Source organism: Lentilactobacillus sunkii DSM 19904 (genome assembly GCF_001435575.1).
Classification (GTDB): domain Bacteria; phylum Bacillota; class Bacilli; order Lactobacillales; family Lactobacillaceae; genus Lentilactobacillus; species Lentilactobacillus sunkii.
This window is the reverse complement of record NZ_AZEA01000001.1, coordinates 52,686-74,896: the sequence shown is the minus strand read 5'-3', so window position 1 is coordinate 74,896 and position 22,211 is coordinate 52,686. Positions and strand designations below refer to the sequence as shown.

Genomic DNA, 22,211 nt, shown 5'->3' with positions numbered 1-22,211 from the left:
CAAGTAGTTGAAAGTTACAGAAATTACCAACACCGAATTTACGGCAATGGTTCAAGCAGCCGCAACTAAATTAAATAATAATTCCGATTTTATTAATTCATTAAATGTATTTCCAGTTCCTGATGGTGACACCGGGACCAACATGAGTCTTTCAATGGCTTCGGGATACAAATATGTGAATAAAGACGTTAAGACTAACGTTGGCGATTTAACCGCTGCTTTAGCAAAGGGCCTTTTAATGGGTGCCCGCGGTAACTCAGGGGTTATTTTATCGCAGATTTTCAGAGGATTCTCAAAATCTACTGAGGGCAAAGAGACATTAAGTGCCCAAGATATTGCCGATGCTTTTATTGCTGGAACAGAAATTGCTTATAAGTCAGTTATGAAGCCAACTGAAGGCACAATTCTGACAGTTGTTAGAATGGCCGCTTCAGCAGGTAAAAAGGCTGCTTCTACGACTAACGACGTTGTGGCCGTGATGGATGCAATCTACGAAGGTTCCGAAAAAGCGTTGGAAAAAACACCTGATCTGCTGCCGGTTTTAAAACAGGTCGGCGTAGTTGATTCAGGCGGTCAGGGATTGGTTTTTGTCCTTGAAGCTTTTGACGATGTTTTAAATGGCAGGAACGAATCCGAATCCGGTGAGTACCAGCCAAATGACGCTGAAATGAATCAGATGATAAAAGTGGCCGATCAAAGTGTCCAAAGTAAATTAAATCCTGAAGACATTGTCTATGGATACTGTACTCAAATTATGGTCCGCATCGGAAAGGGCCGTGAAGTTGATCATAAATTCGACTACCAAACCTTTTATGATTACCTTGCAAAGCTGGGGGATTCACTGTTAGTCATCAATGATGACGATATTGTCAAAGTTCACGTTCATACTGAGCATCCGGGGAAAGTACTTGCCTGGGGCCAGGAGTTTGGTGATTTGGCAACCGTTAAAGTTGATAATATGCGTCTTCAACAGGAAACAATTATTGAAGAAGATGAAGACAACTCTGAGGATGCATCCCCAATTCAAAAGGCTGAAAGTATTAATACACAGCAACCGGTTTCCGATACTGCAATCATTTCAGTTTCATCAGGGAAAGGTCTTAACCAGTTGTTTGAAAGCCTCGGTGTGAATTACATCGTGAGTGGCGGTCAAACAATGAATCCAAGTACTGAAGATATTGTGAATGCCATTAATAATACCAAAGCTAAAAAGGCAATTGTGCTTCCTAATAACAAGAACATCTTTTTAGCCGCCGAGCAGGCAGCTAAAGTGGTCGACATCCCAACGGTCATCGTTCATTCGAAGACAATTTCTCAAGGGATCACGGCAATGCTTGGGTTCAACCCTGAAAATTCACTTGAAGACAATCAAAAAGCCATGGAGGATAATCTGCCAACGGTCAAATCCGGTCAGGTAACAACTGCTATCCGTGACACTAAGATTGATGATTTGGATATCAAGAAAGACCAATTTATGGGAATTGTTGACGGCGATATTGCCACCGTTGGTGATGATCTGGTAGATACTTCTGTTAAAATGGTCGCTAAGATGTTGGATGAAGACAGCGAGGCGATTACCATTATCTATGGCGAAGGTGCTGATAAAGCATTAGCTGACAAAGTTCAAGATGGAATTTTGAAATTAGATGATGAGCTAGAGGTTGAAGTTCATGAAGGTGATCAACCCGTTTATCCATTTTTGATTTCTGTCGAATAAGTTACTTCGTAAAAGTTTGGTCACAGTTGGCCAAACTTTTATTTATATCATGACCAAAGGAGGGATAATATGCCCAGTTTAAGCGATTCGGTAAGTGTGCTCAAAGGTGTTGGCGATAAACGGTTAACTGCTTTGAACAAGCTTGGCATCAATACGATCAATGATCTTCTGACTTATTATCCCCGCAGATATGATGATTTATCCTTAAAGGATTTGAGAACGGCCGTTGACGGCCAAAAGGTTACTGTTAAGGGGACGGTCATTAGTGAGCCGACTGTCAATTTCTTTGGCAGAAGAAGGAGTCGGCTATCGTTTCATCTCAAAATCAATGACGAAATTTATAACGTTACGTTTTTCAATCAGCCTTGGCTGAAAAAGCAGCTGGAATTGGAAGCACCAGTCATCATTTTTGGAACATTTGATCGCAATCGCAATCAAATCCAGGGCATGAAAATCCTGAACGGTGATAAAAGTGATACCTACGATTCCATTTATCCAAGTAACAAAGAAGTTAAACAAAATACGATTAAACAGCTGGTAAAGCTTGGGTTTGATGAATATGAAAAGCAACTGACTGATGTCATACCGGAGTCAATCCGCTCAAAATATCGACTGGAATCTTTTCACGATACCATCAAAAACATTCACTTTCCTGAATCGCCGGTTGCAGCCCAAAAAGCCTTTCGAACGGCAAAGTTCATGGAATTTTTCTTGTTTTCCATGAAAGTTCAAATTCTAAAAGCAAGCCATCGAAAGCCCGACCCTGCAGCAAAAATTGGCTATGATCCAGAACTGATTCAGCAGTTCACTAACCATTTAAAATTCAAACTAACCAATTCACAGCAAAAAGTGGTCGATGAAATTCTGACTGACCTTAAGCAACCATTGGAAATGAATCGTCTCCTTCAAGGGGATGTTGGTAGTGGTAAGACAGTTGTTGCAGCAATGGCAATCTTAGCAGCCATCAGTGCGCACAAGCAGGCTGCCATTATGGCGCCTACTGAAATTCTTGCAGAACAGCATGCCAATACATTTGCCAAGATGTTTGACGGCTTCAACGTCAATATTGCACTGTTAACCGGTGCGACAACCGGATTAGCACGAAAAGCCATGCTGCCAAGAATTGCAGATGGGGAAGTCAATTTAATTGTTGGAACCCATGCATTGTTTCAAGACCAGGTTGATTATCATGATTTAGGCTTAGCCGTTATCGATGAACAACATCGCTTTGGTGTGAATCAAAGACAAGCCTTGCGTTTAAAGGGGCATAGTACCAATATGCTGGCAATGACTGCGACACCGATCCCACGGACTTTGGCGATTACCATGTATGGGGATATGGACGTTTCCGTAATCGATGAACTTCCAAAAGGTCGAAAACCGATTAAAACGACATGGATAACGTCAGCCAAAACTGATTCAGCTATCCGTTTTGTCAAAAAGCAGCTTGATTCGGGGAATCAGATTTATGTGGTCACACCGCTGATTGAAGAATCCGAAGCCGTTGATATGAAGAATGCCTTGGCAATCTTTGAACGGTTCAAGGCCATTTTTGAACCACAATATACCGTTGGCCTCCTGCATGGTCGCATGTCCGATCAGGAAAAGGATGCCGCCATGCAAGATTTCAAAAATAATCAATTCCAGGTTTTGGTTGCCACCACGGTCATCGAAGTTGGCGTAGATGTTGCAAATGCTAATACCATGCTGATTTTTGACGCTGACCATTTTGGATTAGCTCAGTTGCATCAATTAAGAGGACGAGTTGGGCGTGGTGATACCCAATCTTACTGCATCTTAATTGCCGACCCCAAAAATGAAATCGGCAAAAAAAGGATGCAGGCTGTGGCCAGCAGCACAGATGGATTTTTCCTTTCACAAAAAGATTTGGAATTACGTGGCCAAGGTGATATTACCGGCAATAAGCAGTCGGGAATGCCTGATTTTAAAGTTGCCGATCCGGTTGGTGACCTCAATATTCTTCAAGTTGCCAATCAGGAAGCTCAAAGTATAACCGTTCATAAGGATTGGCAAAAAAATCCAGAAAATGTACAATTATCACAGTATTTGAAATATAATGAAACAATTAAAACTGACTAAATAGGAGTTAAATATGAAAATTGCAGTTGACGCAATGGGTGGCGATTACGCCCCTAAAGAAGTTGTTGAAGGAATTGAACTGGCAAGGGATGCTTATTCTGACGTAGAATTTCAATTATTTGGCAAAACCGACCAGATTCAAAAATACTTAAAGAATGATGATCGAATTCAAATTGTTCAAGCTGATGAAGTCATTGAAATGGGTGACGAACCCGTTAAAGCAGTTCGCACCAAAAAGCAATCCAGTATTGTCCTGGCTGCAACTGCAGTTAAAGAGGGCAATGCCGATGCATTCTTCTCCGCTGGCAATACTGGTGCAATTTTGGCTGCCGGCTTGTTCATCGTTGGCCGGATTAAAGGGATTGAACGACCAGGATTAACAACAACTTTGCCAGTTATCGCTGGGAAAGGCCAGAACAAGTTTGTGATGATTGATGTCGGTGCCAATGCAGATACCAAGGTTGTAAATATTTATCAATATGCGTTGATGGGTAAGTATTATGCTCAAAACGTCAACCAAATTCAAAATCCTCGGATTGGTCTGTTGAATAATGGGACCGAAGCTGATAAGGGTGATATGAATCACCGTAAGGTTCATGACCTCCTGGCAGCGGATAAGGACATTAACTTTGTCGGCAACGTTGAATCCCGAGAACTCTTGAATGGTGCTGCCGATGTTGTTGTGACTGACGGATTTACCGGTAATGCTGTTTTGAAGAGTATTGAAGGGACAGCGCTATCAATGATGAAGCTGATTAAAACGTCAATCATGGACAATGGTACCAAGGCTAAATTTGGCGCATTGATGTTGAAGGACACCTTCCATAAGATTGGCAGCTCCATGGATTATTCTCAATACGGTGGCGCGGTTTTGCTGGGTGTTAAGGCGCCAGTCGTAAAGACCCATGGTAGCAGCAAAGCTGACACAGTTAAAAATACGATCGGCCAGATCCGGCAGATCATTTCTTCAAACATGATCCCTGATTTGGATAAATACATCACCGAACATGCTGATGAAATGCAACAGATAAAAGATAGTATCAAAAGCAGTAAATAGTTGATATAATAGTAATTAGCAAATTAATTTTATGAAATAGGTGTTTATCAAAATGGATAAAAACGAAGTGTTCAAAAAGATTGCCGATCTAGTGGCTGATCAGTTTGATGTCGACCGAAGTAAAATTACCGGGGACCTGAATTTTAAAAATGACCTTGATGCAGATTCTATTGATTTTGTTGAATTTGTACTGGACATGGAAGATACTTTTAATGCTGAAATTTCCGATGAGGATGCTGAAAAGCTGAATACAATTAACGAAGCTGTCGATTACATCATGGCTCATCAAAAATAATAACGGTCATTATTAATTGAAATTATTTCAACGTTGATATAATTTCAATTTTTTACTGTTATCTGGAACTTATTTGGAGGTAAAAGATTGATAAAGGGCTTAAATGAGATGTTAAAGCAGGACTTTAACATTCACATTAATGATCAGGATTTATTGGATGAAGCATTTACGCAAGCTTCATATGTCAATGAACACCGTGGCGAAGGATTGAAGTTCTACGAACGGCTGGAATTTTTGGGTGATGCAGTTTTACAGCTGATTGTTTCCGACTATATTTTTAAACGTTATCCTAAGATGCCTCAAGGGCGATTGACCCGCTTGCGGGCAGCCATGGTTAATGAACAAAGCTTTAGCACATTTGCCAGAGAATGTCATTTTAATGAATATATTCGGTTGGGCAAAGGTGAAGAAAAGGCTGGCGCTCGTGACCGCGATTCACTACTTTGTGATATTTTTGAATCGTTTGTCGGTTGTTTGTACTTGGACCAGGGTCAGGCTGAAGTAACTCGATTCGTTACCAAAGTCATTTTTCCTAAACTCGATGAAGGAATGTTTGCCGAGTTCTTTGATCATAAAACCGAACTCCAAGAGCTCGCCCAAGCTGACGGCCCAGTCGCTATCGATTACGAACTGGTTGATGAATATGGGCCAGACAATGATCGTTCATTTAAAGTTAATGTTTCAATTGATGGAAAAGTTTACGGGGTTGGCATCGGCCATTCAAAAAAAGGTGCCGAACAAAAAGCGGCTCAACAGGCACTTGAACACTTTGATACCGAGGGAGACAATCTCGTTTAGATTGGAGAATGAATGTGCAGCTTAAATCCATTGAAATTATCGGTTTTAAATCATTTGCAGATAAAACTCTAATTAAGTTTCCCGGTGGAATGACCGGAATTGTTGGACCCAACGGTAGCGGTAAAAGTAATATTGCCGAATCGATTCGCTGGGTGATGGGGGAACAGTCTGCTAAAAATCTCCGTGGATCGCGGATGCCTGATGTTATTTTTTCAGGATCCGCTGATCGACGGTCTTTAGGCATGGCCTCTGTCACATTAACTCTGGACAACTCTGATCACTTTATCAAAACACCTTTTGATGAACTTAAGCTTTCAAGAAAATTGTTTCGAAATGGCGATAGCTCCTATTATCTGAACGAAAAGCAGTGTCGGCTAAAAGATATTACAGATCTCTTCATGGACACCGGAATCGGCCAAGGATCACTATCAATTATTTCTCAAGGAAATGTTGAACAAATTTTCAATAGTAAACCTGAAGATCGCCGCTCGATCATCGAAAATGTTGCCGGTGTTTATAAATATAAACAGCATAAAAATACTGCTCAAAAAGAAATCGATGAAACCACCGATAATCTAAATCGGGTTGAAGACATCATTTCTGAATTGCAGAGTCGAATGGCACCACTTGAAGAACAGAGTAGTTTGGCAACCGATTATCTGGACCAAAAAAAGCGCCTTGATCAATTTGAAAAGCAGGAATTAATTTTATCCACAAAAAAGCTTATTTCCGAGTCTCATAATATCAAACAGATGGTTACTGCTAAGTCGGATTTGGTTAACAAAATTTATGCGCAGGTTCGTAAAGATGAAAATTCCAGAGATAAGTTAAAGACCAAGTTAACTTCCGATCGATCGCTGATTGACCAATTAAATGATCAACTTCTCGAAATTAGCGAACAGATTCAATCCCTCAAGAGCAAGCATCAACTGTCTGCTCAAGAGAAATCTTTTAAAAATGCCGACTTAAATCGGATTTCAGAGCAGATTAAATTAACTGATAAACAAATTGATGATTATCAGGTAAAACTGAATCAATCAACAGATGCAAGCAAACGATCTGCTGATAAAATTGCCGATAAACAGTCCCAGTTTGACCAAATTGCTGCTCAAGAAAAAGCCAACAGCGTTTCAGTCATTGAAGGAGAAATTGATAAACTTCGGAATCATTATGTCGACTTGCTCCAGCAAAAAACTGATATTAAAAATCAAATTACCATGAAGAGTCATGATGATCAGCAGTTGGAAGAGCGATTGGCATCACAACGGAAGCGAATTGCCAAAGCAACTGATGATGTAAATGACACCCAAACAAAACTTGAAGACAAACACGATGCTTTAAGCCAGACGAACACGCAGCTGAAGACCGTCTCTGGCAAACTTTCAGATTTATCTAAAGTGATGGACACCCATAAGCAGGCTGTTGACCGTTCACAGGCTAATTGGCTGGCCGCTTTAAAAATTTCTGAGCAGGCCAAAGCCAAAGCAGAATCATTGAAAAGTCTTCATGATTCCTACCGTGGCTTTTATCGTGGTGTTGCCAACTTGTTAAAACATAAAAACGAACTAAAAGGAATTTGGGGCCCGGTTTCAGACTACTTGGATATTGACAGCAAATATGTCAAGGCCATCCAAACCGCATTGGGGTCACAAGCGCAACACGTTATTGTTGAAAATAATCAGTCAGCATCTGCTGCAATTCGACTGCTCACCCATGAAAAGCTTGGGCGGGTGACCTTATTGCCAATTGGCACAATCAATGAGCGCCACTTAAACCAAACGATCGTCCGAGAAGCTGAACATTTAAATGGATTTGTTGGGATTGCCTCTGAACTCGTTACAATGCCTGATAACTTGAGTAAAATCAAAACATTTCTCCTAGGAACGACGATCATTGCGGACACCCTGGATCATGCAATTATTATCAGTAAGCAGATTAACCACCGAACCCGCATTGTCACGTTGGATGGCCAGGTTGTTAATGCCGGCGGTTCATTGACCGGTGGGGCCAATCGGAATGACAATCAAGGTGTGCTGGTTCAAAAAAGTGAACTGGAAGCATTAAACAAGTCCACTGCGCAAATGGATCAAAAGCTGGCAGAAAACGAAACTCAACTGCAGAACGCCAAAGCGGACCTTGCCAAGATTGGGGCGTCCCATGAGCGTGGCCAACAACAGGTCTTTCAACTCAAGCAACAAGTTGAGAACTTGAACAATGAATGTCAGGAATTGGGAACGTCTCTGAAAGAAAAGAAGCGGGAGTTACAGACACTTCAGCTGGCGATGAAAAATTCAGCGCAGGCAAACCAACGCACAGACGATGGATCCTTATCAAATCAGCAGCAGGCAATTGATAAACAATTGGAAGCTACCAATCATCAATTGGATGAAAAACGCATTCAGTTGGCTAATGTGAAACAGTCAGCCAAAAAGTTTGCTGATCAAAAGCAGTCTTTACATGAAGAAATAGTGGTTGAACAACAAAAGTTAAATCAATTAAAAGTTGATCAATCAGCAATCCACAAACAGATTGCCGACCACCAACAAAACCGACTTCATTTGATCGAGCAACAGAAAAAGTTACAGCTGGAACTCACTCATCAAATTGATTCTGCCGATCTGAATAACCAAATTGAGACGGCTGGCAAGCAGCAGTCCTCACTCAGTGACCGTTTGGATAAGTTAAAGTCTTCTGTTGGAACCGACCAGGATCATCTGGATAATTTGAACCAAACAGTTCAAGACGAGCAGATTAATTTAAACAATGCCAAATACGAGCTTACAAGCGTCGAACAAAAAGCTGCCAAAAACCGACATGATGTTGATGCCAATTTAGCTGGTCTTCGTGAGAGCTATCAAATTGAAAAAGCTGACCTGGCTAACCCGGATTGGAATTGGGACGCAAAAGAGGTTGCTGGTCAGATCAAGATACTTAGAACCGGAATTGATGAAATCGGGCCGGTTAATATTGGCGCAATCCAAGAATTCAAAGACGTTTCAAAACGATTTGACTTTCTTACCAAGCAAAAACAGGATTTGATTGATGCTAAGAACCACCTGACATCTACCATGCGTGAAATGGACTCGACTATTACAACACGGTTTTCTGATGCATTCCACAAAGTCAGCAAAGCATTTGCCAAGGTCTTTGTGGATATGTTCGGCGGTGGTGAAGCCAAGTTGGTACTAACCGATCCGGATGATTTATTGAATACCGGAATTGAGATTATTGTCAAGCCGCCTGGCAAGAATTACCGTAGCTTGAGTTTGTTGTCTGGTGGCGAAAAAGCATTAACTGCCATCACATTACTATTTGCAATTATCAAGGTTCGACCCGTTCCCTTCTGTATTCTTGATGAAGCAGAGGCCGCGCTTGATCCGTTCAATGCGGATAGATTTGCCAAGTATCTCAAGCGATTCGGAAATGAAACCCAATTTGTTGTTATTACGCATCGAAAAGAAACGATGATTTATGCTGATCAGCTATACGGAGTGACCATGCAGGAATCAGGAGTTTCAAAAGTTGTAACTGTTAATTTGGATAATCTAAAAACGGAGGTGAGTTGATTGGGTCTTTTTGATATTTTTAAACGTCGTTCCAAGAAAAATGATGAAAAGGAACCAGAAAAGCCGGTTGAACAAACCGATGATAATGCGAAAACAACCAGTCAGAATGCGTCAACTAAAGAAAACAAACATACTGACGATGTTGATACAACAGCAAAGCCTACTCAAGCAGATGTGAAACATGAAGAACCAGTCGAGTCCACCCATGAGCAAAGCACAAATGAAGCAAGCACGCCAGCTGAAAGTGAAGATCAGAAAGACGTTGAAAAAAGTTCCAACGATCAATCCGTGACTTCTTCGCAGACTGTTCAACAAGAGACACCACAATCCAGCCAAGCGCCTTCAACTGAGGATGAGCCGGCAGAACAGCCAGCCGAAAAAACTGAAGAATCACAAAAATCAGTTGAACCAGATACAGAATCTACAACCGAACAATACGAGAAGGGCTTGGAAAAATCCCGTTCATCGTTTGGCGAAAAATTAAATGCTCTGTTAGCCAACTTCCGCCATGTTGACGAATCATTCTTTGATGATTTGGAAGATATGCTGATTGAGTCTGATGTTGGTTTTGAAACTTCTATGCGAATTACAGACGAACTTCGGGATGAAGTCAAGCTCCAAAACGCTAAAAAGCCTAAAGATGTTCAAAATGTCATCGTTAAAAAATTAATTGATATGTACGATAAGGCCGGCAACGGTGAAAATTCTTCAATTAACATGGCAGCATCCGGCCCAACCGTTATTTTGTTTGTCGGTGTTAACGGTGTTGGAAAGACAACAACCATCGGTAAAATGGCCAAAATGTACAAAGACCAGGGCAAAAAAGTTGTATTGGCAGCTGCCGACACTTTCCGAGCCGGTGCTATCGAACAATTGAATGTCTGGGCTGAGCGGGATGGTGTTGACATCGTTAAAGGAAAAGCGAAAAGTGATCCGGCTTCGGTTGTTTATGATGCTGTCCAAAAAGCCCGGGATGAAAACTACGATGTGTTGATGGTTGATACGGCCGGTCGTCTTCAAAACAAAGTTAATTTGATGAACGAATTGAGCAAAATGAAGAAGATCCTTACCAGAGAAATTCCGGCAGCGCCACACGAGGTCCTGTTGGTTCTTGATGCCACAACCGGTCAAAACGCCATGACTCAAGCTAAAACGTTTAAAGAAGCAACCGATGTAACCGGCATTGTTTTAACGAAACTGGATGGGACTGCCCGCGGTGGCATTGTTTTGGCTATTCGAAGTGAATTGCATTTGCCGGTCAAATATGTTGGACTAGGTGAGAAGGTAACCGATTTGAAGCCATTTGATCCAAATGATTTTGTTTATGGATTATTTAAAGGCTTGATTTCAGAATAACTTCCCCATTTTACCGTTGACTGACGCCGCATAAATCGGTAGTCTGTATGACGTATCGGTCATCAAAGGAGTTTCAGCATGGAACTGGAAAAAAATAACTACATTAATTCTTTGTTTGAATTTTATGAACCGTTATTAACCAAAAAACAGGCTAATTATATTGAATTGTATTATGCCGATGACTATTCACTGGGTGAAATTGCTGGTGAATATAATGTTAGTCGACAGGCCGTCTATGATAACATCAGACGCTCAGAAAAAATTCTGCAGCAATATGAAGACAAACTGAATTTATATCACAGCTTTGTCGATCGTAATGATAAGCTCGATAAGATTCAAAAGTATGTCGGTGACAAATATCCACACGATGCAAAACTAAATGAAATGATCAAAAATTTGGAAACAACTGAAGAACAATAAGGGGTGAACTAATTGGCTTTTGAAGGATTAACAGAACGTTTGCAAAACGCCATGAAAACTTTACGTGGTAAAGGAAAGGTCTCTCAATCGGACCTCCGTGCCACAATGCGGGAAATCAGGCTTGCTTTACTAGAAGCCGATGTTAACTTCCAAGTCGTCCGTAACTTTGTCAAGACGGTGGAAGAACGTGCCAACGGTGCCAAGGTACTTGAAGGCTTAAATCCATCTCAACAAATTGTCAAAATTGTTGATGAGGAATTGACCAAGACGATGGGGGAAGAAGCTGTCCCTCTGAATAAATCCGAGAAAATCCCAACTATCATTATGATGTCGGGACTTCAAGGTGCTGGTAAAACGACAACTGCCGGTAAGTTGGCTTTAAAATTAAAGAATGAGCAGAATGCCCGGCCTTTACTAATTGCCGATGATATTTACCGTCCTGCCGCTATCGACCAATTAGAGACCGTTGGCCAGCAAATCGATGTTCCGGTATTCCAACTCGGAACCGATGTCGATCCTGTTGAAATCGCCAAACGCGGACTCGAAAAGGCCAAAGAAGATCATAATGATTATGTCATTATCGATACCGCTGGACGTCTTCAAATCGACGAAAAGCTGATGGGTGAGTTAAGTAACATCAAAGATGCCGTTCACCCGGATGAAATCCTGTTGGTTATTGATGCAATGACTGGTCAAAATGCCGTGGCGACCGCTGAAGGATTTAATAAAACACTGGATGTTACCGGTGTTGTCCTGACCAAGTTGGATGGTGACACACGTGGTGGTGCTGCACTTTCAATTCGGGCCGTCACTCAAAAGCCGATTAAGTTCGTTGGACAAGGTGAAAAGATGTCTGATCTGGATGTCTTCTATCCGGATCGGATGGCCTCTCGAATCCTTGGGATGGGTGATATGCTTTCACTCATTGAAAAGACTCAAAAGGAATATGACGAAAAGCAGGCTCAGGAACTGACAGACAAAATCAAAGAGAACACCTTTGATTTCAATGATTTTGTTGACCAGTTGAATCAGATTCAAAAGATGGGTCCATTAGACGAAATCATGAAGATGATTCCAGGAATGGCCAATAATCCCCAACTCAAGAACGCAAAAATGGATCCAAAAGACATGGATCACTTAAAAGCGATCGTTTATTCAATGACCGATCAGGAACGAACCGACCCTGATGTCTTGAACCCATCAAGGCGACGACGAATTGCCCGCGGATCCGGTTGCCCGGTCCAAGAAGTCAATCGAATGATCAAGCAGTTCACTCAGATGAAGACCATGATGAATAAGGTTTCCAAGGGCAATATGTCCGGAATGGAAAACATGATGAACAACACCGGTATGGGCGGTAAAATGTCCAAGTTGGCCATGAAACAGTTTAGCCGGAAGATGAAGAAGAACAAAAAACGCCGGATGAAGAAGAACAAAAAGCGTCGTTAAATCGGATAATTCCATTTAATGGATAGACAGTTATTTATTGAAAATATACTGGATTCAGTCAATAAACAAGCCATTTTGATGGTGTAAAGAAAAAAACCTTTACAACCATTCAAATTACTGGTATATTATTAATCGTTAAAACATTACAGGAGGTAAAAGCATGTCAGTTAAGATTCGTTTAAAGCGCATGGGTTCCAAAAAGCGTCCATATTACCGTATCGTTGTTGCCGATTCACGTAGTCCTCGTGATGGCCGTTTCATCGAAAACGTTGGTACTTATAGCCCATTAACCCAACCAGCCAAGATTACTCTTGAAGAAGAATCAATCATGAACTGGTTAAACAATGGTGCCCAACCATCTGATACTGTTCGTAACATCTTATCAGATGCCGGCATTATGAAGAAATATCACGAAGCTAAATACTCAAAAAAGTAAAGTGAGTGATTATCATCATGACAAGTATTGATGGTTTAATTAATAAGATTATCTCACCGTTGGTAGATTATCCTAAAGATATTGAGATTTCGCATAATGAATCCGATCGATTTATGGAATATCATCTGAAGTTAAACGAGGAAGATATTGGCAGAATCATTGGAAAGCATGGCCATGTGATCCAAACAATCAGGACAATTGTTTATAGTGTTCCGGTTGAGGGTCAAAAGAAAGCTCGTTTGATCGTAGACGATGGGAAACAATAGGGTTCTTAAGCGAAACATTTGTTTTGTTTAAGCCCTTTTTTTCTTACTCAAAATTTGAATTCAACTAAGCTGGAGGAATTATTTGATGAATTATTATAATGTCGGCAAAATTGTCAATACCCAAGGCTTGAAAGGCGAAGTCAGAGTGGTTTCGATCACCGACTTTCCGGAGAAACGGTTTAAAATCGGTCATACGGTTTTTGCGAAACCTTTAAACAAACACGATTTGATCACATTGACAATTGACGGTGTCCGCAAGCATAAAGGATTTATTCTGTTGCACTTCAAGGACCACCCCTCAATCAACGATGTTGAGTACTTAAAGCCTTCTGAGCTCATGATTGATGAAGGAAGCCTCTCCAGCGATGATTTGAAGCCAGGCGAATATTACTATCATCAGATTATTGGCTTGCAGGTAGTTGATCCGCAAGGTAATCCAATTGGTAAAGTTAAAGAAATTTTATCTCCTGGGGCCAACGATGTTTGGGTAGTCGAACGTGTTGATCAAAAAGATTTGTTACTGCCTAAAATTGATTCTGTTGTTACCAATGTCGATCTCGACCACGGCCGAATAACAGTAGATGTTCCGGAGGGATTGGACGAATGAGAATTGATGTTTTAAGTCTCTTTCCGGAAATGTTTTCTGTGCCAATGCATGATTCAATTATTGGCAAGGCAATCGAGAATAAAATCATCGATCTTGACGTTACCAATTTCCGTGAATTTACAACTGATAAACACCGTCACGTCGATGACTATCCATTTGGTGGCGGCGCAGGCATGCTTCTGCAGGCTCAACCAATCTTGGATGCTTATGACCATACAAAAAAAGCGGCGGAAGCGGCTGGTTACCCTCAAGGCAGAGTCATTCTAATGGATCCTGCCGGAAAACAGTTTAAGCAGCACGATGCCGAGATGCTTTCCCATGACGACCATCTGACGTTTATTTGTGGACATTATGAAGGCTACGACGAACGGATCCGATCAATCGTGACCGATGAATACTCACTTGGTGACTTTATTTTAACTGGGGGTGAATTGCCGGCAATGGTTATGATAGATGCGATTACCCGATTAATTCCCGGGGTATTGGGCAATAATCAATCAAGTGTTGAAGAATCATTTTCTACGGGCTTGCTGGAGGAACCCCAATATACTCGGCCAGCTGAATTTCGAGGCATGAAAGTTCCAGAGGTACTCATGAATGGTGATCACAAAAAGATTGCTCTTTGGAATCAAAAAGAGGCCTTGAGAAGAACCTATTTGCGTCGACCAGATTTAATTAACCATCAAAATCTGACTAGTATCCAAAAAAAGCTGTTTGCCGATGTCCGCATTGAAGAAGAGGAAAAGCAGGCAGCAAAAGATGCTGACAAGAAAAACACCTTTACAGACAAGTCATGATTGTGGTACACTAATTTTTGGCGCAAGCCGCAAAACAACATTCCGCTGTCAAACAAGATAATGAATGTTAGTGAAAGGAAGATTTGTTTATGCGACAAAATCAATTGATTGACAAGATCAACGAAAAACAACTACGTAATGATATTCCAGATTTCCGTGCCGGAGATACTGTGAAGATTTACGTTAAGGTTGTTGAAGGTACCAGAGAACGTATCCAGTTGTTCGAAGGTGTTGTTATCAAACGCAAGGGTTCAGGAATTCAAGCAACTTACACTGTTCGTAAAGTAAGTAACGGTGTTGGTGTTGAACGAATTTTCCCACTTCATTCACCACGAGTTGATAAAATCGAAGTAGTAAGACAAGGACACGTACGTCGTGCTAAGCTTTACTACCTGCGTGACTTACAAGGTAAGGCTGCTCGTATTCGAGCTTCACTTCGTTCACGTGCATAATGATGCAATTTTGACTGAATCGAAAATTCGATTCAGTTTTTTTGTACCAATTTTTAATCTCGAGTTTTTGATAAAAGTTAAGTTCAGTTTAAGTCTCTTCTTATGGCATGCAAACTTTTACTTAAGTATGTAAAATGACGATTAAATTCAATCAGATGGTTGAATTTTGTTTTGGACAATTTAGGTTCAAACCGGGCACAACCGGCGTTTATTTGCTATCATAGATATTAGTACTTGAACGCGATTACATCGTTGAGGATGGTGGCTGATGACTGAATCAGATAATGATCAAAAAAATATTCAATGGTTCTTAAAATATCTGCGCAGTGACCGAAATTATTCCAAAGACACTGTTCAGGCATACCAGCAGGCAATCACCGAATTTTGTGGCTTTATTGATGAGGTTCCTGCTGACAAAAAGCCACTGACGAAGGTTGACGCCTTTGACGTTGAATCATTTTTAACTGATTTGTATGAAAAGCAATATGCCAGAAATTCGATTGCTCAAAAGGTTTCGGCATTGAAGTCACTCTATGCATTTCTGGTCAAAAACGAGGTTATCGCCAATAATCCGTTTGAATATGTCCACCTCAAAACGAATAATCGTCGGCTGCCGAGATTTCTTTACCAAAATGAAATGCGGGCACTCTTTCAGGGAGCCAAGCAAAATCCAAATCATACACTTGGCCTGAGAAACTCCGCCGTTTTGGAAACACTGTATGCGACTGGGATCCGGGTAAGCGAATGTGCCGGAATCAGGTTAAATGACATTGATTTGGATAATCGGACAATTTTGGTGACTGGGAAGGGCAACAAGCAAAGATACGTTCCATTTGGGGAATATGCCCAAGATGCAATTGAAACCTATCTCAGCGACGCCAGAGCCCCCATCATGGCCCGTTATCATCAAAGTCATCAGTTTTTGTTCGTGAATCACTATGGTGGGCCGATAACTGCCCGGGGAATCGAATACATTATGGATGAGATTGTGAAACAGAGCAGTCTGACCACTAAGATTCATCCCCACATGCTGCGACATACTTTTGCAACCGAGATGCTCAATAATGGTGCCGATATGCGGTCGGTTCAGGAGTTGTTGGGGCACAGCAGCCTGTCGACAACTCAAATTTACACACACGTTACCAAATCACATTTAATGGATGATTATAAGAAGTACTTTCCACGAAACAATGATTCATTAAAATCAAAATAAAAAAGGGGTATATTATGCCAATCAAATTTGAAGCAACTACCATCGTTGCCGTTCGTCACAACGGTCACTTAGCAATGGCTGGGGACGGCCAAGTCACTATGGGTGAAAAAGTCATTATGAAAGGAACCGCCCACAAAGTTCGTCGCATCTATGACAATAAAGTGGTTGTCGGTTTTGCCGGCAGTGTTGCTGATGCATTTAATCTGGAAGAACGATTTGAAAAGAAACTGAATCAATTTGACGGCGATCTTAAACGATCTGCTGTTGAACTCGCCCAGGAGTGGCGTGGCGATCAGCAGCTGCAAAAGCTTGAAGCACTTTTGATTGTCATGAATGATAAGGACTTATTATTAGTATCTGGCCAAGGTGAAGTGATTGAACCCGATGATGACATTTTGGCAATCGGTTCCGGCGGCAACTTTGCACTGGCAGCCGCAACTGCGATGAAGCACCATGCCCAAACGATGAGTGCTCGAGAAATTGCCGAAGCAGCGATCCACATTGCTGGTAACATTGATATTTTCACAAATCAAAACGTCATTTCTGAAGAATTATAGGAGGAACTAAAATTGACTGAGTCAACTCAAACACCAAAAGAGATCGTTGAAGTTTTGGACCAGTATATTGTTGGTCAAAACGAAGCGAAAAAAGCTGTGGCGGTTGCTTTGCGAAACCGTTACCGCCGGATGCAGCTTTCAAAGGATATGCAGGACGAAATTTCGCCAAAAAACTTATTAATGATCGGACCCACCGGTGTTGGTAAAACTGAAATTGCCCGGCGTCTTGCCAAAATCGTCAATGCGCCATTCGTAAAGGTCGAGGCCACTAAATTCACCGAGGTCGGTTACGTCGGCGGTGATGTTGAATCAATGGTCAGAGATCTGGTTGAAAACGCAATCCAGCTCGAACGTGCTGACCAATATAAGCAGGTTCACGTTGAAGCCGAAAAGAAAGCCAACAATCAGCTGGTTAAGCTTTTAGTACCTGCCAAGCGAAAAGAAAACCGTCAAAACGAGATGCAAAATTTGATGAATATGTTTAGCCAGATGCAAAACGGCCAAGCACCTTCCGAAAACGATGCAGATAAAGAAGAAGTGACTGACGATATCCGTGAAAAGCGGATGTCCGTGGCCGAAAAATTAAAGGCTGGTTTGTTGGAAAACGACCAGGTAGATATTGAAATGGATGATCCTTCTCAACAAGCTGCCGGCCAAAGCACAATGCTCAACCAGATGGGTATCGATTTGAACGATACTTTGTCAGGCTTGATGCCGAAGAAAAAGATCAAACGGACGGTCCCAGTCAGCGAAGCCCGTGAAATTTTGACCCGTCAAGCTTCTGAAGACTTGATTAACAAAGCCGACTTATATCACAACGCAATTGTTCGGGCTGAAAATACCGGGATCATTTTTATTGATGAAATTGATAAGATTGCCCCTGGCAAGTCGCAAAACAGTGGCGAAGTTTCCCGTGAAGGTGTTCAGCGTGATATTTTGCCAATCGTTGAAGGATCGCAAGTCAATACCAAGTATGGCTCGGTCAACACTGATCATATGCTCTTTATTGGTTCCGGGGCGTTCGCAGAAAATAAACCATCAGACTTAATCCCAGAACTTCAAGGAAGATTCCCAATCCGGGTTGAACTGAACGATTTAACCAAAGACGATTTCGTGCGTATCTTAACCGAACCGACAAATTCCTTAACCAAACAGTATATCGCTTTGATTGGGACCGACAACATTAAGGTCACTTTCACAATTGAAGCGATTAACAAAATTGCGGAAATTGCTACCGACGTCAACCACAATACCGACAACATTGGTGCTCGTCGTCTGCACACCATTCTCGAGAAACTCCTTGAGGACATCCTTTATGAAGGACCAGATATGCAGATGGGCGATATCACAATTACCGAGAAATACGTTGATGATAAAGTTGGAAAATTAGCTCAAAACAAGGATCTTTCACGTTACATCCTTTAATAGTTGGAGGAATAGATTAGATGATTACTTTAAAGAATCAATATCTGACAGTTTTAATTAACGAGTTTGGCGCTGAATTGACCAGTGTCAAGGATAGCGAAGGGTTGGAATATATCTGGCAGGCTGATCCTAATTATTGGAAACGTCATGCGCCAATTTTATTCCCAATCGTTGGCCGGCTAAAGGACAATCAATATGAGTATGACGGCAAGCAATACGAGATGACTCAACACGGTTTTGCCCGGGACAATCAGTTTAAGGTTGAATCTCAGCTGCCAACCAAAGTTTCCTTGGTACTGCGACCAACTGAAGAGACTTTAGCCAAATATCCTTTCAAATTTGAATTGCGGATTATTTACCAACTGGTTGATCATCAATTGAAGGTGAGTCTTAACGTCATCAATCCCTCTCAGGAAACACTTCTTTTTTCTATCGGAGCCCATCCCGGTTTTAATGTTCCACTGGTAAAGGGTAAGGGTAGTTTTGAGGATTCATTTATCAGAGTTGCTCCAAAGAAGTCCTATCAGCAAATCCCATTAAAACCGCCTTACAGCGATCCTAACGATCCAAAGACGCTTGACCTGACCAAGCCGTTACCATTGAACCATGACCTGTTTAACAGCGATGCAATCGTTCTTGACCTTGATCGTAAGGAAACAACAGTTATGCTGGCAAACAGTCAAAATGATCATGGCATTTCATTAACGGTTGAGAACGCGCCGTACGTTGGCATTTGGTCACCATATCCAAAGCAGGCCCCATTTGCTTGTATCGAGCCATGGTGGGGATTGGCAGACACTGTCAATTCAGATGGCCAGCTTGGAAACAAGTTTGCCATCAACCGGCTGGAAGGCAGACATGCCTTTGCTGGAAAATATCAAATCAGCTTTTTCTAACAAACTGTAAAAAACGAGTGATTCTTAAAATCAGAATCACTCGTTTTTGATTTACTTAGTTGGACTTTTTTTGTTACGGATCATGTTTCCCAAGCCAAAGGGCACCATGCTTTCCGTGCCGTTTCTTATTCGACTGATGTTTGATCGGTGACGATAGAAAATGAACACTGTTAAGATCGCAGCTAAAATACTCAAGAATACGTCGTGGGTAAAGAAGATGACGATCGTAATAAGGGTAAATCCAATCATACTCGCCAGACTAACCATGCTGGTTAATAGGATCACTAAAATCCAGATTCCAGCTGCCACAAAAAACAGGACCGGTTTGTATGCCAGCAGCATCCCTGCACTGGTTGCAACAGCCTTGCCACCTTTAAACTTATCAAAGATGGAGAATGTATGGCCCAGAATTGCCATTAGTCCAAAAACTAATGGGCTAATTGTTGTTATATGGAAAAATGTGGGTAGCAGAGTGGCGAGTGCGCCTTTGGAGATATCCAACGCCATAACGATGGATCCGGCTATTGGTCCCAGCACCCGATATGTATTGGTAGTCCCGATATTTCCTGAACCATGGCGGCGAATATCAACGTGGAAGAAAACTTTTCCGATCCAAACCCCACTTGGAATGGAGCCCAACAAATAAGCTACCACTAACAATATTATAATTTGTTCAATATTAGAATTCATCTTAAACCTCTCAGTAATCGCAATTAATAAACATAATAGCGATTCTCATTTTAGCATGTAATTTGGATTCAGCCAATAAAATTTCATTCCAATAACCGCAAATTTAGGTTATTATGAAGTAGATTGCAAAAAAAGGAGTCATAACGAATGGTAAAGCAAAAACAAAAATATGATGATTCCTCGATTCAAATTCTTGAGGGACTCGACGCAGTTAGAAAGCGTCCCGGAATGTATATCGGATCCACAGATTCACGCGGCCTGCATCACCTAGTGTATGAAATAGTTGATAATGCCGTTGATGAAGTCTTGGCCGGTTATGGGGACGAGATTCAAGTATCAATTCATAAAGACAACAGTATCACCGTTGTCGATCATGGTAGAGGAATGCCAGTCGGTATGCATGCTTCAGGGAAACCAACCCCTGAGGTCATTTTGACGATGCTGCATGCAGGCGGAAAGTTTGGCCAGGGGGGCTATAAAACTTCCGGTGGGCTTCACGGAGTTGGAGCAAGTGTTGTTAACGCTCTTTCGACTTGGCTCAAAGTTGTGATTGTCCGTGACGGTTATCGTTACGAAGAAGACTTCAAAAACGGTGGCCATCCGGTTGGCACATTAAAAAAGATTGGTAAAACACGCGCTCATAGCGGTACAACGCTCACTTTCAAACCGGATCCAACGATTTTTACGAGTACGGTTTATAACTTCTCTGTGCTTTCGGAGCGATTGAGAGAATCTGCATTCCTGCTTAAAGGGACCAAGATTACACTCACCGACGAACGCACCGGGCAAGAACAAGAAGAAGTCTTCCATTATGAAGACGGTATCAAAGAATTTGTCCAATATCTCAATGAAGATAAGCATACTTTGGGCGATGTCATGTATTTTGACGGCAAAAAGGACGGAGTTGAGGTCGAGGTTGCTGCGCAATATAACGACGGTTACTCCGAAACGATGCTGTCATTTGTTAACAACGTTCGGACCAAAGACGGTGGAACTCATGAAGCCGGACTTCGAAACGCTTGGACAAAAGCGTTTAACGATTACGCCCGAAAAGTCGGGATGCTCAAGGAAAAAGATAAAAACCTTGAAGGCAGTGATGTCCGTGAAGGCCTTTCCGTTGTCCTTTCTTTGAGAATTCCAGAAGAAATTCTTCAGTTTGAAGGTCAGACAAAGGAGAAGCTTGGAACACCAGAAGCCCGGTCTATCGTGGATAGTGTCGTCAGCGAAAAGCTGGGCTACTATTTGATGGAAAATGGTGAATTCGCTCAAACTCTGGTTCACAAAGGGCTCCGTGCCCGTCAAGCGCGACAGGCTGCCAGAAAAGCCCGGGACGAAACCAGAACCGGTAAACGCCATAAGAAGCAGGAACGTTTATTATCCGGTAAACTGACCCCAGCTCAATCGAAGGATTACAGCCGCAATGAGCTTTTCTTAGTCGAAGGTGATTCTGCCGGCGGTTCTGCCAAACAGGGCCGTGACCGACGTTATCAAGCTATTTTACCGCTCCGAGGCAAAGTGCTGAACACTGAGCGGGCCAAGCTGCCTGAAATTATGAAAAACGAAGAAATCAATACAATGATTTATACGATTGGTGCCGGTGTCGGTGCTGACTTTAATATTGATGACGCCAACTACGACAAGGTCATCATCATGACCGATGCCGATGATGATGGTGCTCATATTCAAATTCTGCTGTTAACTTTCTTCTATAAATACATGCGGCCAATGATCGACAACGGCCGGGTGTTTATTGCGTTGCCACCACTTTACAAACTTCAAAAGGGTGCCGGCAAGAAATTAAAGGTTCAGTATGCCTGGACAAATGAAGAACTAACCAAGGTATCCAAAGAATTTGGAAAGGGATATAGTCTTCAACGGTTTAAAGGTCTTGGCGAAATGAACGCCGATCAATTGTGGGAAACCACAATGAATCCGGATACCAGAACCTTAATCCGCGTTCGAATCGATGATGCTGCACTTGCTGAAAAACGCGTGACAACATTAATGGGTGATAAAGTTGAGCCACGTCGAAAATGGATCGAAAAAAACGTCAAGTTCAATTTGGAAGAAGAAGGCAGCATTTTGGACAATACCAATGATTAGGGGGTGCGACT

The 22,211-nt window shown here is 41.8% G+C and carries 20 protein-coding genes; 19 read left to right on the top strand and 1 reads right to left on the bottom strand.

All coding sequences use genetic code 11. The annotated features are described in order from the left end of the window. The first annotated feature begins 7 nt into the window (after nt 1-7). From FD17_RS13165 to FD17_RS00255, 18 genes are all read left to right on the top strand, one after another. A complete protein-coding gene (locus FD17_RS13165; protein ID WP_057822629.1) occupies nt 8-1,717 on the top strand; it encodes a DAK2 domain-containing protein in 1,710 nt (569 codons plus the stop codon). Nucleotides 1,718-1,786: 69 nt separating this feature from the next. Beyond that, nucleotides 1,787-3,817, top strand: a complete 2,031-nt coding sequence (gene recG, locus FD17_RS13160; RefSeq protein ID WP_057822628.1) for an ATP-dependent DNA helicase RecG — start codon at nt 1,787-1,789, stop codon at nt 3,815-3,817. Nucleotides 3,818-3,830: 13 nt separating this feature from the next. Further along, complete coding sequence (plsX, locus tag FD17_RS00330; protein ID WP_057822627.1) at nt 3,831-4,874, top strand: phosphate acyltransferase PlsX; 1,044 nt, start codon at nt 3,831-3,833, stop codon at nt 4,872-4,874. Between the two features lie 52 nt (nt 4,875-4,926). Continuing rightward, nucleotides 4,927-5,169, top strand: a complete 243-nt coding sequence (gene acpP / locus FD17_RS00325; protein ID WP_057822626.1) for an acyl carrier protein — start codon at nt 4,927-4,929, stop codon at nt 5,167-5,169. An 87-nt stretch (nt 5,170-5,256) separates the two neighbouring features. Continuing rightward, complete coding sequence (gene rnc / locus FD17_RS00320; protein WP_057822625.1) at nt 5,257-5,967, top strand: ribonuclease III; 711 nt, start codon at nt 5,257-5,259, stop codon at nt 5,965-5,967. Between the two features lie 14 nt (nt 5,968-5,981). Then, the gene (smc, locus tag FD17_RS00315; RefSeq protein WP_057822624.1) at nt 5,982-9,533 is read left to right on the top strand and encodes a chromosome segregation protein SMC; all 3,552 of its coding nucleotides are present in this window, start codon (nt 5,982-5,984) and stop codon (nt 9,531-9,533) included. Then, nucleotides 9,534-10,889, top strand: coding sequence for a signal recognition particle-docking protein FtsY (gene ftsY / locus FD17_RS00310; RefSeq protein WP_057822623.1), 1,356 nt, complete (start codon nt 9,534-9,536; stop codon nt 10,887-10,889). A gap of 78 nt (nt 10,890-10,967) precedes the next feature. Then, complete coding sequence (locus FD17_RS00305; RefSeq protein WP_057822622.1) at nt 10,968-11,309, top strand: putative DNA-binding protein; 342 nt, start codon at nt 10,968-10,970, stop codon at nt 11,307-11,309. 12 nt (nt 11,310-11,321) lie between these two features. After that, entirely contained in the window at nt 11,322-12,758 is a 1,437-nt protein-coding gene (ffh, locus tag FD17_RS00300; RefSeq protein WP_057822621.1) for a signal recognition particle protein, read from the top strand. 160 nt (nt 12,759-12,918) lie between these two features. Continuing rightward, complete coding sequence (gene rpsP / locus FD17_RS00295; RefSeq protein ID WP_013727929.1) at nt 12,919-13,194, top strand: 30S ribosomal protein S16; 276 nt, start codon at nt 12,919-12,921, stop codon at nt 13,192-13,194. A 17-nt stretch (nt 13,195-13,211) separates the two neighbouring features. After that, nucleotides 13,212-13,460 carry a KH domain-containing protein gene (locus FD17_RS00290; RefSeq protein WP_013727928.1) on the top strand — a complete coding sequence of 83 codons (249 nt, stop codon included), beginning with the start codon at nt 13,212-13,214 and terminating at the stop codon, nt 13,458-13,460. 85 nt (nt 13,461-13,545) lie between these two features. Further along, nucleotides 13,546-14,067, top strand: coding sequence for a ribosome maturation factor RimM (gene rimM / locus FD17_RS00285; protein WP_057822620.1), 522 nt, complete (start codon nt 13,546-13,548; stop codon nt 14,065-14,067). Next, the gene (gene trmD, locus FD17_RS00280) at nt 14,064-14,864 is read left to right on the top strand and encodes a tRNA (guanosine(37)-N1)-methyltransferase TrmD (RefSeq protein WP_057822619.1); all 801 of its coding nucleotides are present in this window, start codon (nt 14,064-14,066) and stop codon (nt 14,862-14,864) included. Before rimM ends, trmD begins: the two co-directional genes overlap by 4 nt. A gap of 89 nt (nt 14,865-14,953) precedes the next feature. Continuing rightward, nucleotides 14,954-15,316, top strand: a complete 363-nt coding sequence (gene rplS / locus FD17_RS00275) for a 50S ribosomal protein L19 (protein WP_057822618.1) — start codon at nt 14,954-14,956, stop codon at nt 15,314-15,316. A 268-nt stretch (nt 15,317-15,584) separates the two neighbouring features. Continuing rightward, nucleotides 15,585-16,529 carry a tyrosine recombinase XerC gene (xerC, locus tag FD17_RS00270; RefSeq protein ID WP_057822617.1) on the top strand — a complete coding sequence of 315 codons (945 nt, stop codon included), beginning with the start codon at nt 15,585-15,587 and terminating at the stop codon, nt 16,527-16,529. Between the two features lie 14 nt (nt 16,530-16,543). Beyond that, nucleotides 16,544-17,086, top strand: a complete 543-nt coding sequence (gene hslV, locus FD17_RS00265; RefSeq protein ID WP_057822616.1) for an ATP-dependent protease subunit HslV — start codon at nt 16,544-16,546, stop codon at nt 17,084-17,086. A gap of 12 nt (nt 17,087-17,098) precedes the next feature. Continuing rightward, complete coding sequence (hslU, locus tag FD17_RS00260; protein ID WP_057822615.1) at nt 17,099-18,511, top strand: ATP-dependent protease ATPase subunit HslU; 1,413 nt, start codon at nt 17,099-17,101, stop codon at nt 18,509-18,511. A 20-nt stretch (nt 18,512-18,531) separates the two neighbouring features. Next, the gene (locus FD17_RS00255) at nt 18,532-19,407 is read left to right on the top strand and encodes an aldose 1-epimerase family protein (protein ID WP_057822614.1); all 876 of its coding nucleotides are present in this window, start codon (nt 18,532-18,534) and stop codon (nt 19,405-19,407) included. A gap of 51 nt (nt 19,408-19,458) precedes the next feature. Here the strand turns inward: FD17_RS00255 and plsY are convergent, their stop codons facing one another. After that, nucleotides 19,459-20,097, bottom strand: coding sequence for a glycerol-3-phosphate 1-O-acyltransferase PlsY (gene plsY / locus FD17_RS00250; RefSeq protein WP_057822613.1), 639 nt, complete (start codon nt 20,095-20,097; stop codon nt 19,459-19,461). A gap of 147 nt (nt 20,098-20,244) precedes the next feature. Here plsY and parE point away from each other — a divergent pair, with 147 nt between their 5' ends. After that, entirely contained in the window at nt 20,245-22,200 is a 1,956-nt protein-coding gene (parE, locus tag FD17_RS00245; RefSeq protein ID WP_057822612.1) for a DNA topoisomerase IV subunit B, read from the top strand. Nucleotides 22,201-22,211: the final 11 nt, after the last annotated feature.